This window comes from Sphingopyxis macrogoltabida, from assembly GCF_001307295.1.
Taxonomy (GTDB): domain Bacteria; phylum Pseudomonadota; class Alphaproteobacteria; order Sphingomonadales; family Sphingomonadaceae; genus Sphingopyxis; species Sphingopyxis macrogoltabida_B.
Genome location: NZ_CP012700.1, coordinates 3,063,623 through 3,081,214 on the forward strand (window position 1 = coordinate 3,063,623; position 17,592 = coordinate 3,081,214).

General features: G+C 60.7%; 12 protein-coding genes and 6 pseudogenes. 9 read left to right on the forward strand and 9 right to left on the reverse strand.

Translation table 11 applies throughout. The features are described 5' to 3' along the window. Positions 1-6: 6 nt before the first annotated feature. A pseudogene (locus AN936_RS24215) lies at positions 7-767 on the reverse strand (IS5 family transposase). Between the two features lie 135 nt (positions 768-902). Here AN936_RS24215 and AN936_RS24220 point away from each other — a divergent pair. Continuing rightward, positions 903-1,684: pseudogene (locus AN936_RS24220) on the forward strand (IS5 family transposase). A 298-nt stretch (positions 1,685-1,982) separates the two neighbouring features. Here the strand turns inward: AN936_RS24220 and AN936_RS14300 are convergent. Continuing rightward, positions 1,983-3,305 (reverse strand): hypothetical protein, encoded by a 1,323-nt coding sequence (locus AN936_RS14300; protein WP_039575466.1) that lies wholly within the window; start codon positions 3,303-3,305, stop codon positions 1,983-1,985. Between the two features lie 687 nt (positions 3,306-3,992). Here AN936_RS14300 and AN936_RS14305 point away from each other — a divergent pair. Then, a complete protein-coding gene (locus AN936_RS14305) occupies positions 3,993-6,929 on the forward strand; it encodes a TonB-dependent receptor (RefSeq protein WP_054588702.1) in 2,937 nt (978 codons plus the stop codon). A 246-nt stretch (positions 6,930-7,175) separates the two neighbouring features. Here AN936_RS14305 and AN936_RS14310 read toward each other — a convergent pair. The 6 genes and pseudogenes from AN936_RS14310 to AN936_RS14340 all read right to left on the reverse strand — a co-directional run. Further along, positions 7,176-7,568: pseudogene (locus AN936_RS14310) on the reverse strand (integrase core domain-containing protein); the annotation flags it as partial. Between the two features lie 99 nt (positions 7,569-7,667). After that, positions 7,668-9,250, reverse strand: a pseudogene (gene tnpC / locus AN936_RS14315) (IS66 family transposase). 70 nt (positions 9,251-9,320) lie between these two features. After that, the gene (gene tnpB / locus AN936_RS14320) at positions 9,321-9,674 is read right to left on the reverse strand and encodes an IS66 family insertion sequence element accessory protein TnpB (protein ID WP_054588704.1); all 354 of its coding nucleotides are present in this window, start codon (positions 9,672-9,674) and stop codon (positions 9,321-9,323) included. Beyond that, the gene (gene tnpA, locus AN936_RS14325) at positions 9,671-10,012 is read right to left on the reverse strand and encodes an IS66-like element accessory protein TnpA (RefSeq protein WP_039581028.1); all 342 of its coding nucleotides are present in this window, start codon (positions 10,010-10,012) and stop codon (positions 9,671-9,673) included. The genes tnpB and tnpA overlap by 4 nt, the downstream gene beginning before the upstream one ends. 188 nt (positions 10,013-10,200) lie before the next feature. Then, positions 10,201-11,348 (reverse strand): IS3 family transposase gene (locus AN936_RS14330; protein ID WP_095385752.1). Its coding sequence is split into 2 segments (ribosomal slippage): positions 10,201-11,090 and positions 11,090-11,348, totalling 1,149 coding nucleotides; the frame shifts between segments, so codons are not numbered across the junction. 51 nt (positions 11,349-11,399) lie between these two features. After that, positions 11,400-11,750: pseudogene (locus tag AN936_RS14340) on the reverse strand (IS481 family transposase); the annotation flags it as partial. Between the two features lie 6 nt (positions 11,751-11,756). On the opposite strand from AN936_RS14340, the pseudogene AN936_RS14345 reads away from it, so the two are divergent. After that, positions 11,757-12,105 (forward strand): annotated as a pseudogene (locus tag AN936_RS14345) (integrase core domain-containing protein); the annotation flags it as partial. Positions 12,106-12,302: 197 nt separating this feature from the next. Here AN936_RS14345 and AN936_RS24230 read toward each other — a convergent pair. Beyond that, positions 12,303-12,779: a helix-turn-helix domain-containing protein gene (locus AN936_RS24230; protein WP_081997358.1), complete on the reverse strand. Its 477-nt coding sequence runs from the start codon at positions 12,777-12,779 to the stop codon at positions 12,303-12,305. A gap of 364 nt (positions 12,780-13,143) precedes the next feature. On the opposite strand from AN936_RS24230, the gene AN936_RS14350 reads away from it, so the two are divergent. The 6 genes from AN936_RS14350 to AN936_RS14375 all read left to right on the forward strand — a co-directional run bounded on the left by AN936_RS14350 (position 13,144) and on the right by AN936_RS14375 (position 17,570). After that, on the forward strand, positions 13,144-13,980 hold the full coding sequence (locus tag AN936_RS14350) for a DsbC family protein (RefSeq protein ID WP_082665251.1): 837 nt from the start codon (positions 13,144-13,146) through the stop codon (positions 13,978-13,980). Between the two features lie 184 nt (positions 13,981-14,164). Next, on the forward strand, positions 14,165-14,479 hold the full coding sequence (locus tag AN936_RS14355; protein ID WP_054588705.1) for a hypothetical protein: 315 nt from the start codon (positions 14,165-14,167) through the stop codon (positions 14,477-14,479). 137 nt (positions 14,480-14,616) lie between these two features. Then, on the forward strand, positions 14,617-14,883 hold the full coding sequence (locus AN936_RS14360) for a type IV conjugative transfer system protein TraL (RefSeq protein WP_054588706.1): 267 nt from the start codon (positions 14,617-14,619) through the stop codon (positions 14,881-14,883). A gap of 8 nt (positions 14,884-14,891) precedes the next feature. Further along, a complete protein-coding gene (locus tag AN936_RS14365; RefSeq protein ID WP_054588707.1) occupies positions 14,892-15,533 on the forward strand; it encodes a TraE/TraK family type IV conjugative transfer system protein in 642 nt (213 codons plus the stop codon). Then, complete coding sequence (locus AN936_RS14370; protein ID WP_054588708.1) at positions 15,517-16,281, forward strand: type-F conjugative transfer system secretin TraK; 765 nt, start codon at positions 15,517-15,519, stop codon at positions 16,279-16,281. The genes AN936_RS14365 and AN936_RS14370 overlap by 17 nt, the downstream gene beginning before the upstream one ends. Then, positions 16,278-17,570, forward strand: a complete 1,293-nt coding sequence (locus tag AN936_RS14375; RefSeq protein ID WP_054588709.1) for a TraB/VirB10 family protein — start codon at positions 16,278-16,280, stop codon at positions 17,568-17,570. Before AN936_RS14370 ends, AN936_RS14375 begins: the two co-directional genes overlap by 4 nt. Positions 17,571-17,592 lie beyond the last annotated feature (22 nt).

The following is a 17,592-nucleotide window of genomic DNA, read 5'->3' on the forward strand; positions in this document are numbered from 1 at the left end:
CATTGATCAGAGCCAGAAGATGACGGTTGCGGCGAGTGCGACGGCGGAGAAGAAGGCCTTCGGGCAGCGATCGTAGCGTGTTGCGACCCGCCTCCAGTCTTTGAGGCGGCCGAACATGATCTCGATGCGGTTACGGCGTTTGTAGCGGCGTTTGTCGTACTTTACGGTCGTGTTCCGGATTTTTCAGCCCGGGATGCAGGGCGTGATACCCTTCTCCTGCAGGGCGTCGCGGAACCAGTCGGCATCATAGCCTCGGTCGGCCAGCATCCATTGCGCGTTGGGCAGACTGTCGAGCAAAGCGGCCGCGCCAGTGTAGTCGCTGACCGGTCCGGCGGTCAGGAAGAAGCTGATTGGACGACCATTCGCATCACTCACGGCATGAAGCTTGGTGTTCATGCCGCCTTTCGTCCGGCCGATCAGGCGTCCTGGACCCCCTTTTTTACCCGCAGGCTCGACGCCGTGCGGTGCGCTTTAAGATAGGTCGCGTCGATCATGATCGTCTTGCGCTCGGGAGCCTGAGGTGTCGCCAGGCCTTCCATCATGCGGATGAAGATGCCTTTGTCGCTCCACCGCTTCCAGCGATTGTAGAGCGTCTTCGCCGGGCCGTATTCCCTCGGCGCATCGCGCCACCTCAGCCCATTGCGGTTGACGAAGATGATCCCGCTCAAAACGCGCCGATCATCAACGCGCTCGCGGCCATGGCTCTTGGGAAAATAGGGCTGAAGCCGAGCCATCTGCTCGTCCGTCAGCCAGAATAAATCGCTCAAATTCAGGCTCCTTCGCAGCCGCCTGAATCACAGCCATCACCGCAAATCAATGGGTCCTGACCCTAGGCCGTGTTGACAAAAGGGATTCCCAAATCCTCCTCCTTCTGATTCAAGACTGCTTTTTGAGGATCAGTCATGGGTCGCGGGGATTTGTCGGATGCGGAGTGGGACCTGATTGGGCCGCTGCTGCCGCCTGAACGTGGTCGCTGGGCGCGGCCGTCGGGCGATAATCGTCGCTTTCTCAACGGCATGCTTCACGTGCTGCGGGTCGGCTGCCCTTGGCGCGACATGCACGAGCGCTACGGCAAGTGGAACTCGGTCTATGTCCGCTTCCGGCGCTGGGCCGAACAGGGTGTCTGGGATGCCCTGCTGCAAACGCTGGTCGATCTGGGTCTGACCGACGACTGGCAACATATGATCGACAGCACCAGCGTTCGCGGCCATGTTTCGGCAGCGGGCGGAAAAGGGGGGCTTGTGCGAACGCTCTTGGTCGATCACGCGGCGGCTTTACGAGCAAAATCCACGCCCGCTGCGACAATCAAGGACTGCCTGTCGGCTTCATCCTGACCGGCGGCGAGGCTTCTGATTACACCGCTGCCGAACCGCTGATGGCGATCCCCGTCGCCACACCCAAGGCGCTGCTCGCGGACAAGGGCTATGATGGTGATCGCTTCCGGGAAAGCCTGCTGACCCGGGGCATCCTGCCGATCATCCCGCCCCGCTCGAACCGCAAGGTGCCAGAGCATCCCGACTATCGCCGTTACAAGGACCGCAACCGCGTCGAGCGCATGTTCGGAAAGCTCAAACAGCAACGACGCATCGCCACTCGATATGACAAAACCCTTCTCTCGTTCGAGAGCTTCCTAAACCTCGCCGCCACGCGGCTATGGCTGAAGTCTTTTGTCAACGCGGCCTAGGGACCTCACCGGCGGATTTCCATCAAGGCCAGCGGCACTCAAAACGCCGCACAAACAGGCCGGACATATGAAAGCAACCGATCAAAGCCATCGCGACCACAAAGCCCTTGCCATAGGGGGCGTCCACATATGAATCAGAAAACCGCCCAAAAAAGAATCCCCTTTGAATCAGCCAAATGTCATCCCGCTCTAACTCCTCGCCCAGCCAATGATATCTACGGCGGAAAACTCTAACCGCAACTGGTCCAGAATTCAGGTGGCAGAGCACCTGAAATGGAGGCGGCGCCGTTCTCACAGGTCAGAGCCGCACGCATCCCCGCAGGGTATCGCGCAGCACTGCAATTGAATTGCTGAGCGAGGCTTCGCCTTCCAGCCGCCCGTTGATACGTAGCATCACCGTCCCGCTTTGCTGCATGAGCAGGGGAACAAGTTGCGTACCCGTCACGCCGCCGATCCATTGAGTGCCGTTCGCATTGGCGCGCTGAACGGATATGCTAACGAGCCGACCGGAGAAGTTCCACGTCATCGTCATCGCATTGTCGGCGGAGGGCTTGTTGAGCAGCATCGCCATGTAGGGCTTTCCGCCTTCACAATAGAGACTGAGGGCTTCGATGTTGGGCGATGCCGCGGCGCTCACATAAGCCATGGGCGCGCGACCTTGCACCGGTACAACTTCCCAGGGTGTACCGGGAAGCGGCACTGCCGTTTCGGGCGGGCTTTTGTCCAACAGCGTCTTGATTTCCGGCGCAATCGGCAGCCTAACGCCCGAAGCAGACGGATAAACTGTTAGCTTGCCGCGCTCCCAAAGGCCCACCTGCACCGCACGGCGCGCCGGGTCTATTATTATATAGGCCTGCTCCACACCGCCCTGATGCTGCGCATTGCCGGAAAGATAGTAATAGTTCCCAGCCCGCTGCAATGGCGAGACGGCTGAGAGATTGGTCCGCAGCGCAGCCATCTTCGGCCCCATCCGGGCCTTCAATGCCGCAGCCAAGGTACCCTTATCGAACAGGTCGATATTGTCCTTGGCGTAGCTTCCCGGATATTTGCCGACGAGGCTGGCGAGATTGGTCCATTCCGCTGGAATGCCTTGCACGGCCACCGCCGGCTCAGGCCGTGGCGGCAGTGGCGTGCCAGCAAGAGCGCTGCCCTGGCAGAGCGTGAACGGGCCGCCACCCGTGAAGGCCGCATGGAAAGAAGCCGGGCGTTGGCCGCGCGGCAGATCGGATTCAAAGCGGATGACACCGCGCTTCTCGTCGTCGTTCACATACATGAGAACCCGACCAAAATCATTGCTGCTAACTGGAAAGGGAAAAAATACTGCCATGATGCCGTCATAGCTCTGGCCCATGAAGGTGAGAGCATATTCCACCCGAGGGGGCTTTATTTCCCGACCATTGGCGCGGAACGTCATGCCCTTTTCATCGATGGTTACGCGCGGTTCCTTTGAGCAGTCGCCGCGCGGGGCGTAGCTGCCAAAGATATGGTCGACGCCCTGATCCTTGAAGCTGGATAGTGGTAGCGCCTGCGCACTTGCGGCAGCAATCGTGGCAATCGCACAAGCGGCAAGACCTACACCCGAAAGGCGGATTGTGGACGGCATGTGAAATGGCAATGTCATGTCGAATCCCCATCGAAGTGGTGACGGTTTTCGCGCGCACATGGCTCAGTCACGAGGTAAATTGGTGCGCCGGTCGCCTTGATCCTATTTGGCCAACAGGATAGCTGACTTAAGGGATGGTTTGGTTCTGGTCATGGATGCCCCCACGTGAAAGCCCTGCCCGGCAGGGACCGTGACGTGGTTAATACGATCTTGATGACTCTAAAATGAACGGGAAGGAATAGGTGAACTGACCTGACCCCCTGGTTTCCACCAGCCGGGATCAGAGCCCGGCCTTTTGCACTGCTATCCAACTTTCGACCACGCGGGTCATGCGCTCCGGATCGGGCATGCCGTACCGCAGCCGCATCCAAAAGTCGTCGGCGCGCGCTCGACCGCGCCAAGGCTGAAGCGCTGACAGCAAGCATCGGATGTATAAACTGATATCTTCGGATCTGAGATGGCACACCTCCCACCGCCCCGAGCAAAATAATAAAGTGCCATAATAAAGTTCTTTACCAAATGCCGAAAAACTGCTCATCTTCCAGCCGAGCGGCGAGAATCTTTTCCTCTCCGGAAATCTCCTTCTGGCCACTCCTCAAACTCGGGGCAGCTCGGCGAGCTGCCCCATTTTTGAACATCGACAATCGGGGACAAGGACGGGTTCGCGCAAGAAACGAAAAAATCGAGACAGGGAGAGATAGGGTGATGAATAAGAAAGCCTATTGGTTGGCAAGCGCCGTCGTGATGGCGTTGCCACAGGTCTCAAATGCTCAGGAAGTCATAGCCGAAGAGCCAGATGGCGGTGACAATGTCATCGTCGTGACAGCGCAACGTCAGGCGCAAAGCTTGCAAGACGTACCGATCGCTGTCAGCGCATTCAGCGCTGAGGCGCTTGAAAGCCAGCAGATCGAAAATGCCTCGGATCTACAGCTGACGCTGCCCAATGTATCTTTCTCGAAAGGCAATTTCACCTCAGCTTCATTCACTATTCGCGGCGTTGGCGACCTGTGCGTCGGCGTCACCTGCGATGCTGCGACCGCAATCCATGTCAATGGATCCCCCTTGTTCGGAACACGCCTGTTCGAGACCGAATATTTCGATCTGGAAAGGATTGAAGTCCTTCGCGGACCTCAAGGCACCCTGTTCGGCCGGAATGCGACCTCCGGGGTCGTGAATGTTGTGACCGCGAAACCCAAACTCTCCCGTTTCGAGGCTGAAGCGCAATTCGAGTATGGCAATTTCAACAGCATCGAAGCGCGTGGCATGGTCAACGTCCCGATCGGGGATATGATCGGCGTGAGGCTGGCGGGCATATATGTGAACCGCGACGGTTATACGACGAATCTCTATGATGGATCGGACATCGACGCTCGGGACCTCTATGCGTTGCGAGGCTCCCTTCGTTTCGAACCCGGTCCTGATACGACGATCGATCTCATGGGCTATTATTTCCGGGAAAAGGACACGCGCCTCAGAAACCAGAAACAAACGTGCCAACGCGATCCATTGGGCGTGCTCGGATGCCTGAACAATCGACGTGATTTCGATACCACGAACGCAAATTCAACGGTCGGTGCGACGCTCAGTTCATCCGAGTTCTTCGCCATTCAGGGCATTCCCGCCGTGCTCGGCCTCGGCAGCCTTTATGGCCCTGATGGGTTTTCCGGGTTTCAGGAGCCTGGCGATGTGCGTGTCGTCAACACGGCCTATACCCCTTTCTATTTTGCCGAAGAGCTACAGGTGCAGGCGCGCCTTGAGCAAAAATTCGGCGCGATGACCCTGACGGCCACCGGCATTTATCAGGATACTGAAGTCGATTCCAGGCAGGACTATTTTCTTGGAATTCAAAGCCGTGCCGGTTTCGCCCCGGCGCTCAATACGTTGGACTTTTTTGCGGCTAACGGATTACCGACAGGTCTTGCTCCGCCGGCGCCAGCCTTCATTCCCGGCTCTTCGGCCTATTTTTCGCCGATTGCCGGCGCTCTAATCCCGGACGGTCCGCAGGGCGTGCTGTGCACGTCGGATAATGATGATGGAAGCAGAGGCGCTTTCGAAGGGAACTCGCTGTGTTCCGAAACGCCGCTTTCTTTCGATCGATCTTCGGAACAACGCGAATCGTGGAGCGGAGAGCTCATCCTCACGAGTGACTTCGACGGGCCGTTCAATTTCCTGTTGGGCGGAATTTACGCGAAATCGAAAACCACCGACAATAGCTATTATGTGAACTCGTTTGCGCTCGATTACGCCAGTGCCGTATTGGGTTCATTCGGCTCCTTGTCGGGCGGCCTTCCGCCATCCTATTTCGCGACGTCGATGTATCGGAACAACTCGCTGGAATCGAATCTAGAGAGCTATGGCATTTTCGGCGAGGTCTATTTCGATCTAAGCGACCGGCTGACGTTGACCGGGGGGCTGCGTTACAATAATGACAAGAAGGATGTGACGGCGCGTACGACGCTGATCAGTTTCCTGAACCCTTATGCCAATGATGGAGATCCGTTCGATACCCCGATAACGCCCCTCACCGGGCCGTCTGGGCTTTTCGATGCCGACCCGGGGACGCCGGGCCAACAGCTCGCCCAGTTTCGCGAAGTAAGCTTCGACGAAATTACCGGACGAGCAGTTCTGGCCTTCGAGGTTACGCCGGACAATTCACTCTATGCATCTTATTCTAGGGGTTACAAATCCGGCGGGATCAATCCTCCGCTTTCTCCGATTTTCGCCGTCAGCGAGAGTTTCGGCTCTGAAACGATCGATGCCTTCGAGATCGGCTCCAAGAACGTCTTCGCAAACGGCGCGTTACAACTCAATGCCACCGCATTTTACTACAAATATAGTGGACTGCAGCTCAGCCGCATCGTGGCAAGAACGTCCGTGAATGACACGGTTGACGCCAATATCTGGGGTGTCGAACTGGAGTCTGTCATCAGGCCGGACCCGAACTGGCTTATCAATCTGTCCTTCAGCTATCTCAATGCCAAGGTCGCCGGCGATCAATTCTTCTCCAATCCGCGTGATCCGGGCGGCGGGGATCCTGATGCCGTGATTATCAAGGACATCAGCAATGGTGCGCACTGCGCTGTCACGGGACCTGCGCCTGGCGTTGCTGATGCGTTCGTTGCGGGCGTAAATGCGGCTCTCGGCCTTCGCGCACCGCAGGAATTTCCTTCGGACGGCAATATCGCCTCCAGCGGCGCGTTCGGCATTTGCGGTGTCCTCGCGAGCGCTATCCCTGCGAACAGCGGGATCCAGGTATTGAGTCCTGGCGTCGAGGTTAACATCAAGGGCAACACATTGCCGCAAGCGCCGAATGTCAAGGTCTCGATGGGCGTGCAGTACACGGCAGAGGTCGGGAATGGTATGACACTCGTCCCCCGCGTCGACATTTCCATGACCGGAAAGCAATATGGCAATATCTTCAACGGCAGAATTAATCGCATCCAACCTTTCGTACAGGCTAATGCAGTTTTGCAGTTGAATGGTGCCGACGAGCGCTGGTTTGTCCGGGGGTTCGTTCAGAATATCTTCGATAGCAACTCAGTTACCGGACTTTATGTCACCGATGCATCTTCCGGTAATTTTACAAATATCTACACGCTTGATCCGCGGCGTTATGGTGTCGCGATCGGCGCAAAATTCTAATGCTTTAGCTGTCCCAATCGATCGGGAAAAATTATACCGCATGAAAATCGCGGCGTCGGAGGGCCAGTAGCAGGCCCTCCGACGCCGATTTCATGCGCCAATTGCAGTCTTGGGCGAGGAATGGGTGTGAGATACGTCCGGCGTGCGCACTGCGGAAACTTGCGTCTCGCGCGAGCGATATGGGAGGCACATTGGCTCCTGCCCCTCGAATCTGACCGGCCCCCACCGAGTGGTCCGCGTGGACTGTTAGGTGTTTAGTCCCAGCATGTGATGGAGTGGTTTCATATTGAAGATATCTGGCTTGGATTTCCGGAGCTCTTCGATGGCCTCGTAGGTTGTCTTGAAGCGCAGAGCCTTCAACTGCTTGGCGAAGTTGTAAGCGACGAGCCAGTCGCGGACATGGCGGCGCAGTTCATTGATCGACGTGTAATGGAAGGATTTGACGGTGGCCTCCTTGATGGTGCGCACCATCCGTTCGGCCTGGCCGTTGGTCCATGGGTGATAGGGCTTGGTGAGGCGATGCTCGATGCCGTTCTGCTCGCAGACACGGCCGAAGATATGGCCGATCCATCCCAGTGGCCCGCCTTGGTCCCGCTGCACGAACTGTACGCCGTTATCTGTCAGGATGGTGTGGATCCTGGTAAGTGATAATTTTCCCCCACGCGGGGCGGACGGGCGCGGGCTTCGATTAGAAGCTGGCGCCTAATTTCGTTGTATCTAATTTCGATCGTGCTTTGCTCAGGCGGCGTTGGCGGTGGCACTCGTTTCGAACGTCATTTCGGCGGCCTTTGTATCGACCCAGTTCCCAGGTAGCAGGTCATCGATGGGCTCGCCGTCGCCGCGGGTGACGATGCGGGCAAGGACGTCGGCCAGGTAGGCGGCGGGGTTGATCGCACCCAGCTTGCAGGTCTCGATCAGCGACGCGATCGCCGCCCAGTTCTCGGCGCCCAGTTCGTGGCCCGCGAACAACGCATTTTTCCGTTGGAGTGCGATCGGCCGCATCGACCGCTCCACCGGGTTGTTGTCGATGTCGATCCGGCCATCGTCGAGGAACCGGACGAGCCCGGCCCAGTGGCTCAGTGCATAGTTGATCGCCTTGAGGGTCGGCGAGCCGCTGAACATGCGCCGGCGCTTGGCGTCGAGCCAGTCATGCAGCTCGTCGACGATCGGGCTGGACCGCGCCTAGCGGACGGCAAGGCGCTCCTCGGGCGTGCGACCGTGGATCTCGCGCTCGATGTTGTAGAGCAGCCCGATCCGGTGCAGCGCTTCGGTGGCGATCGGCGCGCCATCGCCCTTGCCGCCGGCGTCGAAGAAGCCGCGGCGAACATGCGCCCAGCAATAGGCCAGCACCGAGGGTCCGCCGGGACGTCCCGCCTTGCCGAACTGGCCATAGGCTTCATAGCCATCGACCTGCAGGATGCCGTGATACTCGCCGAGGAGCTTCGCCGCCCACATGCCGCCCCGGCCCGGCATGTAGCTGTAAACGATCGCGGGTGGATCGACCCCGCCATGCGGGCGGTCGTCGCGGACCATCGCCCACAGGTAGCCCGTCTTCGTCTTGCCGCTGCTCGGCGCCAGCACCATCGCGGTGGTCTCGTCGACGAACAGGCGATCGCTCTTCAGAAGCTCCGCCTTCTGCCGGTCGACGATCGGCTTCAGATAGCCCGCCGCGCGGCCGACCCAGCCCGCGAGCGTCGCGCGATCGATCGTCACGCCCTGGCGCGCCAACATCTGCGCCTGCCGGTAGAGCGGAAGGTGATCAGCGTATTTCTTGACGAGGATATCGGCGAGCAGCGCTTCCCTCGGCAGGCCGCCCGGCACCACATGCGCGGGAGCCTTCGCCTGCGCGACGCTATCGCCGCACGATCGGCACACCATCCTCGGCCGCACCGTCACGATGACGCGATATTGGGCGGGGATGATGTCGAGTCGTTCGGACCGATCCTCGCCGATCCGGTGCAGCGCACCGCCGCAGCCCGCGCAGCAGCCGGCCTCCGGCGCGATCTCGATCTCGTGACGCGGAAGATGCGCCGGCAGCGAGGCGCGGGTTCGTCCGCCGCACGCTTGCGCCGCGGCGGCGCGATGCCGGTGGCTTCCTCGCCCTGTTCGACCAGCAGTTCGGCTTCGGCCATCGATACGTCGCGATCTTCGAGCGCCAGCGCGAGCTGGCCGCTGTCGATCTTCTCCGACCGCTTGCCGAAGTGCATGCGATTGAGGACATCAAGAAGGTGCTGGAGCCGGGCGGAGCGGAGCCGTTCGGCGATGATCATCGCCTTTAGTGCCTCGACGTCGTCGGGCAGCTCTTCCACCCCCTCGCTCATGGTGCGGATGGATACATTATTTCGCGGTTTTCTGCCCGTTTTGTGCGGCAAGACGAGTCATTTTCACGGCCTATAACGCCATCACCGGACGCGCCACACGCGGGGCATGAACACGCGCCCAGTCGAGCCCTTCGATCAGCGCCGAAGCCTGCGCCGCGGTAAGGCTCATCACCCCGTCGCCGAAGCGCGGCCAGCGGAACGTGCCCGTCTCGAGCCGCTTCGTCACCAGCACCAGGCCGGTCCCGTCCCATAGCAGCAGCTTGATCCGATCGGCGCGCTTGCGGCGGAACACGAACATGATTCCGGAGAAGGGGTCGCGGTTCAGCTCGTGCTGCACGAGCGACGCCAGGCCCACCATTCCCTTGCGGAAGTCGACCGGCTTCACCGCCACCAGCACTTTGAGTGGTCCCGGCGGGATGATCATGTCGACACCTGCACCGCGAGCAGCACCCGCTCGATATGGTCGGCAGTCACGCCGTCGGGAATGCGGATCGTCATGCCCTTGATGTTGATGCGGATCTCGGCGCCGCTGCCCTGCGCCTTCGGCTCCTCGACCATTGCCGGAACGAAGGCCGGCGCGTCGTCCGATTCCATCCGTTCGCGCGCTTCCCGGCGCCAGGCGTAGAGCTGCTGCGGCAGGATATCGTTCCGGCGCGCGATATCCGCGACGTTCGCCCGCGGCGCCATACTCTCGGCGATGATCCGGGCCTTCGCTTCCGGCGTCCACTGCCGACGCTCGCGACCCGCCGGGATCACCTCCATCGGGCGAGCACGACCGTTCCCGTTGCTTTCGAAGCTACTTTCGAACGTCGTTACATCGCCCATCGCTAGTTACGCTCCCGATACAGAAGGCGCGCAACATAACGATCTCAGAACATTCGAAAATGTGGGGGTAAATTAGCGCTTACGGTGGCCTGCTGCCGGTTTGGTGGACACCGAGATAAGTTCATTCAGGCTACCCCAGCTTCACGTTCGAAGTCGATAGGACTGAGGTAACCCAAGGTCGAGTGACGCCGGGTCGGGTTGTAGAAGCATTCGATATAATCGAACACGTCGGCCTTCGCCTGCGCCCTCGTGCGGTAGATCTTCTTCCCGATCCGCTCGGTCTTGAGCGAGGAGAAGAAGCTCTCCATGGCGGCATTATCCCATACATTGCCGGACCGGCTCATTGAGCAGGTGACCCCATTGTCGGCCATGAGCCGCTGGAACTGCTCGCTGGTATACTGGCTGCCCTGATCCGAGTGATGCAGGAGAGCATCGGGCTTGCCGCGCCGCCAGATCGCCATGATCAGCGCATCGGTGACGAGCTGGGCTGTCATGTTGGGAGTCATCGACCATCCGACCACCCGGCGCGAGAACAGGTCGATCACCGCAGCAACATAGAGCCATCCCTCGGCCGTCCAGATATAGGTGAAGTCGGCCACCCACTTCTGGTTCGGCCTGTCTGCCGTGAACTGGCGATCGAGCACGTTGCCGGCGATGACCGAACGATCGCCGTGATCCTTGGGAAGCCCGCGTCGCCGCGGCCTCGCTCGCAGACCCTGCGCCCGCATGAGCCGTTCGATCCGGTGCAGGCCGCAGGACACCCCATCGGCCAGCAGGTCGTGCCAGACACGGCGCGCGCCATAAGTGCGATAACTTCCTACATGGCTGGCACGGACCTTCGCACCGATCACCTCGTCGTCGCGGGCACGCTGCGACGGCGGGCGGATCAGCCAGGCATGGAAGCCGCTTCGCGAGACACCGAGCGCCCCGCACATCCATGCCACCGGCCAGATCCCTCGGTGCTTCGCGATGAACTGGAACTTCATATCGAGTCCCTCGCGAAGTAGGCGGCGGCTTTTTTTAGGATGTCGCGCTCCGCCTTCAACTTGGCCAGCTCGCGCCGCAGGCGATCGATCTCCATCTGCTCCGGCTTCATCTGACCGTGACCGGGAAAGGCATGACCCGGATCGGCGGCAAGCTCCCGGACCCATTTACGCAGCACGTTCGCATGCACATCCAGATCGCGCGACGCCTGCGCGATCGTCACCCCGCGTTCGCGGACCATCCTCACCGCCTCAAGCTTGAACTCGCGGCTGAACTTCCTTCTTTGCATTGTGGACCTCCGATAGGTGGAAACACCCTATCTCGGTGTCCACCAAACCGGCAGCAGGCCACGGATCCTGTATGGCACCGTCTTGATAAGCACGCGCAGGAACGCTGCCGCGGCAAGCTTGGTCGCCCGGCGATAGATGCGGGCGAACACCAGCTTCGAGGTGCGGTCCACTTCGACATAGAGGAAGCCTCTTCCGCCTTCATAGCGCAGTTCCGCGATATCGACGTGGAAGTAGCCAATCTCATATTTCTTGAACTTCTTCGGCTTCTCCCGATCGGCTTTGGGCAACCGACTGATCCCGTGGCGTTGCAGGCAACGGTGCAGCGACGAGCGTGTCAGGTGTGGGATCACGTCCTTCAGCGCGATGAACACGTCGTCGAGCGGCAATCGCGCCTGCACCGGACACCGGATGTGTTCGAGGTGCTGGAACGGGGCTGCGCGCAAGTGGGTTATCCCGCCTCGATCAGGGCTGACAATGGCAGCGAATTTTATCTCCCGCGAGCTCGATCTGTGGGCCTACATGAAGGGCGTGACGCTCGACTTCTCGCGGCCTGGCAAGCCCACCGACAACGCGTTCATCGAGAGCTTCAACGGCAAGGAATGCCTTAACGCCCACTGGTTCATGAGCCTGGATGACGCGGTGCGAAAATGCGAGGCTTGGCGTAGGGACTACAACGAGGTACGACCGCACAGCGCGATCGAGAACAAATCACCGATATCGCTCATGTTGGCATCAGCGGCACATGGCCCGCCCTGATGTCAGCACGCTGGAAGGCTGCCAGCAGGGCGGTCCAGAAACGGGTAGCAGCTCAGAAGCCATCGAGTATCTTGGCAAGTTCTGGACGATCCTGGGATGTCGGTTTGCCCCGAACTTCGTCGTTCTGATCGCAATGCAACTCGGGTACGCAAATCCTTGTCCCTGGTTCACTTGACAAATTTTCAGAAGTAGCAATTTTAGCTCCTATCCTGAGTAGCAGGTAAAGATTGTGCTGTTCTTGACTGATTTTCAGCAGGGACTCGAACCTCGGCGCGCAGAGGTTCCTGGGCGCGTTCAAATTCGCCGCGGTGTGCAGCCCATCCTGCTCGTCTGCCGATATGAGTCCAGATCAGATATTCGATGTCGGCCCATTCGAATGGCGCTGGATCGATCGACGAAGCTTGGCTGTAGTCAGGGTCCAACAAGGGAAGAAGGACGAACGCGGGCGCGAGACGGAGCGCCGCTGCGCAACGTAAATGGTCATCGAGCGCCACGGCCGGGTTACCGCTCTCGATCTCTCGTAGCCAACGAACGCTCAATCCAACTCTGCGGGCAAGATGCTCCTGACTCAAGCGACGGCGAAGACGCTCGCTTTCGATGCGCCGCCCAGAGAACTCCTTGAGCTGATCCAGCGAAGCGACGCCGCCCTTCTCGCATGTCCTGGTGTCCGACATGAGCTTCCGTCCGAATAGTATGTGGTGCGCTAGCGCTCCATGCGAGGCTGGCTATCGCTGAGCGACACAGCAAGTAGAGATGCTTTCAGTCTATTAGCTTCGTTCATCTTCAAGGATTTCAGTCTGTGTCGCGCCTGACGCAATTCCCTTCAATTCATTGATTCCAATATGAAAGTTGGAATCACGATGCTCGGCTGCGGCACAATCGTGCCGCCTTGGGGAACGCGCCTGCCCTCACGATTGCCGCTGGCTCACAGCGCGTCCATCTATCCCTCCGTTCCGACCGGCTGACTTATCACTGGCTGCCTCATCGGACGTTCACGCAACCCACATCGAACGGGCGCCGTCGCGCCAGGGAGGACTCATGTCATGCGATTCCGCGAACGATCGTGCTGCGCCTCGATTCCGGTTATCGTCATTATCGGCGAACGGCCCCTTCAAGAAACCTGCCGTCTTACTGGCGGCGGCCGCACTTCTCGCCTCGCCGGTCGTTTGTGCACAAGAGAAGACGGAGAAGGTGTTGCTGGCAAAAGCCGCAGCGGAGGCGGAGCAGCAACTCAAGCAAACCTTCACAAATCTCCAGTTCGATGATTTCGAACCGGCGCCGGTGAAAGGCGCGATCTATCAAGCGAGTGCTGGCGGCCGGATCGTCTATTATGCGCCCGAGAGCGAGCATCTCTTGTTCGCGTCGATCTTCGACAAGAACGGCGTCAATCTGACAGCCCTCGCGCAGGAAGCCGGCATCTCCAACCGTCTGAAATCGATAGACTCCTCACAGGCGCTTGAAATCGGCCCCAAGGATGCGCCGACGGTGATCGAATTTACCGATCCCGACTGCCCCTATTGTCGCGCGCTTAATCGATATTGGGCAGCGAAGGCCGCCGAGGGAAAACCGGTCCGGCGTCTCATATTCTTCGTGAGCGGCATTCATCCGGAAGCCGCGGCAAAGTCCGAGCACATCCTGTGCTCAGTCGATAAGGCGGTAGCCTTTAAAGCCATCTATTCGGGTGCCGCGCCGACAGCGCTGCGAACCTGCGCTGAAGGCCGCGGAAAGGTCGAAGCTCACGCCAAAGTGGTCAGCGCCGCTGGTGTCAGCGGGACGCCGACCTTGATCGCGGGCGGCAAGCTCATCTCCGGATTTCAGCAGGCCGAGATCGAGGCCTTTCTATCCTCGGCGAAGACCAACCGTGTCTCTCGCTGAATTCCATCTCTTCATGGCGGCTGCTCGGACGCAGAGAGCATCATCGCTCTCGGTCCCAACGCACCGGAATGCCGGCGGCGACGCCCCTTCGGGCCGTCCAGCACCGCCGTCGGCCGACAACGATCACCATCGATGCCGGCAGGCAGAGTTCAGGGCGGCCCAATGCCCAAGAAAGCAATCATTCATGGTCAAAAAACTTACCAGAACCGTACTTTCGGCCGCCGATGTCGGCGTACCGGTCCTGCTTCTGTCGCTCCTCGCGGCAAGCGCCCACGCCTTTACCGCGCCCGTGGCGGGGGATCTCGGCTACGACATCTACGACATTGTCGTGAACCAGGGTGTCAAAGGCCCGCTCGGCTTCGTCGGGGGCGTCGCCGCCTTCCTGTTCGGCGTGTCGCGACTGTTCAGCAATATCATGATCGGCATCCCGACGATCGTCGCTGCCGTCTGCCTCATTAAGGCGGACAGCATCCTTCAAACCTTCGGCATGGTGATCTGACGGCATCGGAACGTGGGCAAGCATTCGGGTTCCACGCTCGCCCACGTTCCGGTCACCGGGAGGAAGTGCTCCCGGACCCTCGTCTTCGCTTTCGATTTGCTTCGCTGGTGAGGACCGTAGCAGGAGGAGAAGGGTCGATGGACGAACGCTTGCCCCAATATCTGCACAAGCCGGTTCAGATCCTGTGGTTCGGATCGGACGAGTTCGTGTTGGTGGTCACCACCATCTTCGTCGCCGTCATCGTCGGCGGACTGGTCGGTTGGGCGTTCATCGCGGCCCTTCTCCTTTTCCTGCCATGGAAGCGCGCGCAGCCGCGCGGTTTCCTCGCCCATCTCGCATGGCGCTGGGGGATGCTTCGCTTTCGCCATTATCCGGGTCCGACCCAAACCCGATTTTACGAGTGAGGCCGCAGATGTTCTCGCGTCATCGCAAACCCCGAAGCGCGCCGGTCGACCCGCTGCTCGGTAAACCCGCCAGCTTCGGGATCCATCGGTACATTCAGGGCTCATCGAACCTCTTCGAAGAGAACCGGCTGCTCAAGTTCGCGATCGTCGGGCTGTTCGGCATTACCGCGGTGCTTGGCACGGTCATTTACAGCTCGGACCAGAAAGAGCGCACGGTGGTCGTGCCGTTCGGTTCGGGCGGCGATCTCTATGTGACCGGCTCGAAGCCATCGGCCGCCTATATCCGCACGATGACGCGCAATATCGTCGCGCTCGCCGGGACCTATTCGGCCTACTCGGCCGACCGGCAGTTCCAGGAACTGCTCTCGATCGTCCATCCATCGGCGTACGACAGCATGCGCGACAGCCTGAACGGCATATTGGACGAGCTCGCGGGCAATCCGACGCTGTCGATCGCGACCTACATCCGCCCCGATCAGCCGGTCCAGTGGACCGAGCGTGACATCCTGGTCCCGATCGAGAAGGTCCGCGTGATCGGCGGTGTCATCCGCAAGTTCCGCGGCGAACTTCGCGTCCGCTACGCCGTCGAGAACGGACGCTTCTGGGTCATTTCGCTCACCGAGGAGAAATTCGATGTCCAGCCTCGCTAGGCTCGCGGCGGCGCTGCCCGTTGCCGCGCTGCTGTTGCCCGCGCCCGCATCAGCGCAAGCCATCACCGTCCTTCCCGACCAGATGAGCACGATCCGCCTCTCAAACCGCGACGTCAATCATATCGTCTGCGTCGGCGGCGAGATCGAGGATGTAAAATTCTCGGCCGAGAAGGCGATCGCGGTCGAGCGCGCGGGCTCCGACGCCTGGATCAAGTTTCTCGTCAAGGAAGTCGACGATATGGGTATGGTGACGCGCAGCTATGTGACGACACCCTCTGAGTTCTTCATCAGCTGCAACGGGGCCATCTATCCGCTCTATGCCGAGCCTACGGAAATTCCCGCGCAAACGGTCACGCTTGCTCCCGGACGGCCGCAGCGCGCACGGGCCAATGAGGAGCTGCTCGGGCCGCTAGTCGAGGAAGAGAGGGCAGTGTCGATCACGCTCGCGATGCTTCAGGACCGCGTGCCGGCAAGCTTCACCGAGGTCGCGCCGCGGTCGGGAACGATCACGATTGCCGGCCTCCCCTCGGCGCAGCTCGTCGAGCGCCGGCGTCTCGCGATCGAAGGCTCCGGCCTTTCCGTCTCCGAGTATCGCCTCGGTAGCGACAGCGATGTCGTGCTCGAGGAACAGCAGTTCCTCGACCGCGCGCTTGGCATCGACATCTTCGCAGTCACGCTCGACCGACTGAGCCTCAAGGCGGGCGAAAGCGCGCGGCTGATCGTTATCCGCCGGGGAGACGGCGAATGAACGACACGCCCGAACAAGAGCCGCTCGATCTCGGCGAGGTCGGCAAACCGCTTCCGCCCGAGGCCACTCGCGGCCCCGCTCTTCTCGCATTCAAGGAGCGCTGGGCGACGCTGGGCTCGAAACAGAAGCTGCGCGCCAAGCAGTTGAGTGTCGCGGGCGTCGTCGCGATGCTCGGTACCGGTCTCTACGCGGCGAGTACAGGCGGAGATGAGAAGGCGCCCGAGGCGCCAGCGGTGACCAAGCTCGACATGGGCGCCGGCCTGCGCGGCGACAGCCTCGAGACCAAGCTGCGGGGCGACCTCCAGAAGATTCTCGATGGCCAGACCTTGCTCGGCGACCGCGTCACCGCGATCGAGGAGGGCAAGGTCGTGCCCGGCAGCAAGCCAGGCGCACCTCCCGACGGCGACCCCGGGCTTCCCCCGGCTCTGCCGGGCGCGATACCGGATTATCCACCCGCGCCCGGCGATGCCGAAATCGCGACGGGCGAGATCCCGCCACCTCCTTCACCACCCGCGGCGCCCCCTGCTCCTCCTGCGCCCCCAGTTGAAAAGGCCGTCGGCGCGATCGGCGCCGCGGTGACCGCCCCCGGCACGATTGCCGCGGCCGATGGCAAGGGCGCGCCGTCTGGCGCTAAAAAAAAGACCCGGACGATCTATTTGCCACCTGGTTTCATGAAGGCGCGGCTGCTGACCGGGATCGACGCGCTCGCGAGCCGCGATGCTACCTCGAACCCCGAGCCGCTGATTGCGCGCGTCCAGGCGCCCGCCGTGCTGCCGAATGACGTCAAGGCCAATCTCTCGGGCTGCTTCGTCATCGGCAACGCGACGGGCAGCCTCGCCAAGGAGCGGGTCGAGGTCCAGCTCGTATCGCTGTCCTGCGTCGATTTCGACGAACGCTCGGTGGTCGACCAGCCGATCAAGGGTTTCTTCGTCGACACCGACGGCAAGAAGGGGCTGTCGGGCAAGGTGGTAACGCGCGCCGGCGCGAGTCTCGCGCGCGCCTTCATCGCCGGCACGATCAGCGGGATCAGCCAGACGGTCGAGAACACGGTCGGTGACGTGTCGACATCGGCCTTGGGTTCGGTGCGGACGCTCGATGTCGGCGACGCCGCCAAGGTGGGGATCGCAGGCGGCCTCTCGAAGTCGTCCGACAAGCTCACCGACTTCTATCTCGATCTCGCGCGGCAGGCGGGACCTATCGTCGAAGTGGGCGCCGCCAAGGACGTCGTCGTCGTCATCCAGGAAGGCGTCACGCTCGAGATCAAGCCGACCGCCGGGAGCAAGTTCTGATGCCCCCGCCCATCCTCGGAGG

Bases quoted from the DNA above. Each gene is read 5' to 3' on its own strand.
- tnpA (WP_039581028.1), bottom strand. From the start codon at position 10,012: ATGGAGGTGATCCCGGCGGGTCGCGAGCGTCGGCAGTGGACGCCGGAA.
- AN936_RS14305 (WP_054588702.1), top strand. From the start codon at position 3,993: ATGAATAAGAAAGCCTATTGGTTGGCAAGCGCCGTCGTGATGGCGTTG.
- AN936_RS14355 (WP_054588705.1), top strand. From the start codon at position 14,165: ATGGTCAAAAAACTTACCAGAACCGTACTTTCGGCCGCCGATGTCGGC.
- AN936_RS24230 (WP_081997358.1), bottom strand. From the start codon at position 12,779: ATGTCGGACACCAGGACATGCGAGAAGGGCGGCGTCGCTTCGCTGGAT.
- AN936_RS14360 (WP_054588706.1), top strand. From the start codon at position 14,617: ATGGACGAACGCTTGCCCCAATATCTGCACAAGCCGGTTCAGATCCTG.
- AN936_RS14300 (WP_039575466.1), bottom strand. From the start codon at position 3,305: ATGACATTGCCATTTCACATGCCGTCCACAATCCGCCTTTCGGGTGTA.
- tnpB (WP_054588704.1), bottom strand. From the start codon at position 9,674: ATGATCATCCCGCCGGGACCACTCAAAGTGCTGGTGGCGGTGAAGCCG.
- AN936_RS14365 (WP_054588707.1), top strand. From the start codon at position 14,892: ATGTTCTCGCGTCATCGCAAACCCCGAAGCGCGCCGGTCGACCCGCTG.
- AN936_RS14370 (WP_054588708.1), top strand. From the start codon at position 15,517: ATGTCCAGCCTCGCTAGGCTCGCGGCGGCGCTGCCCGTTGCCGCGCTG.
- AN936_RS14375 (WP_054588709.1), top strand. From the start codon at position 16,278: ATGAACGACACGCCCGAACAAGAGCCGCTCGATCTCGGCGAGGTCGGC.
- AN936_RS14350 (WP_082665251.1), top strand. From the start codon at position 13,144: ATGTCATGCGATTCCGCGAACGATCGTGCTGCGCCTCGATTCCGGTTA.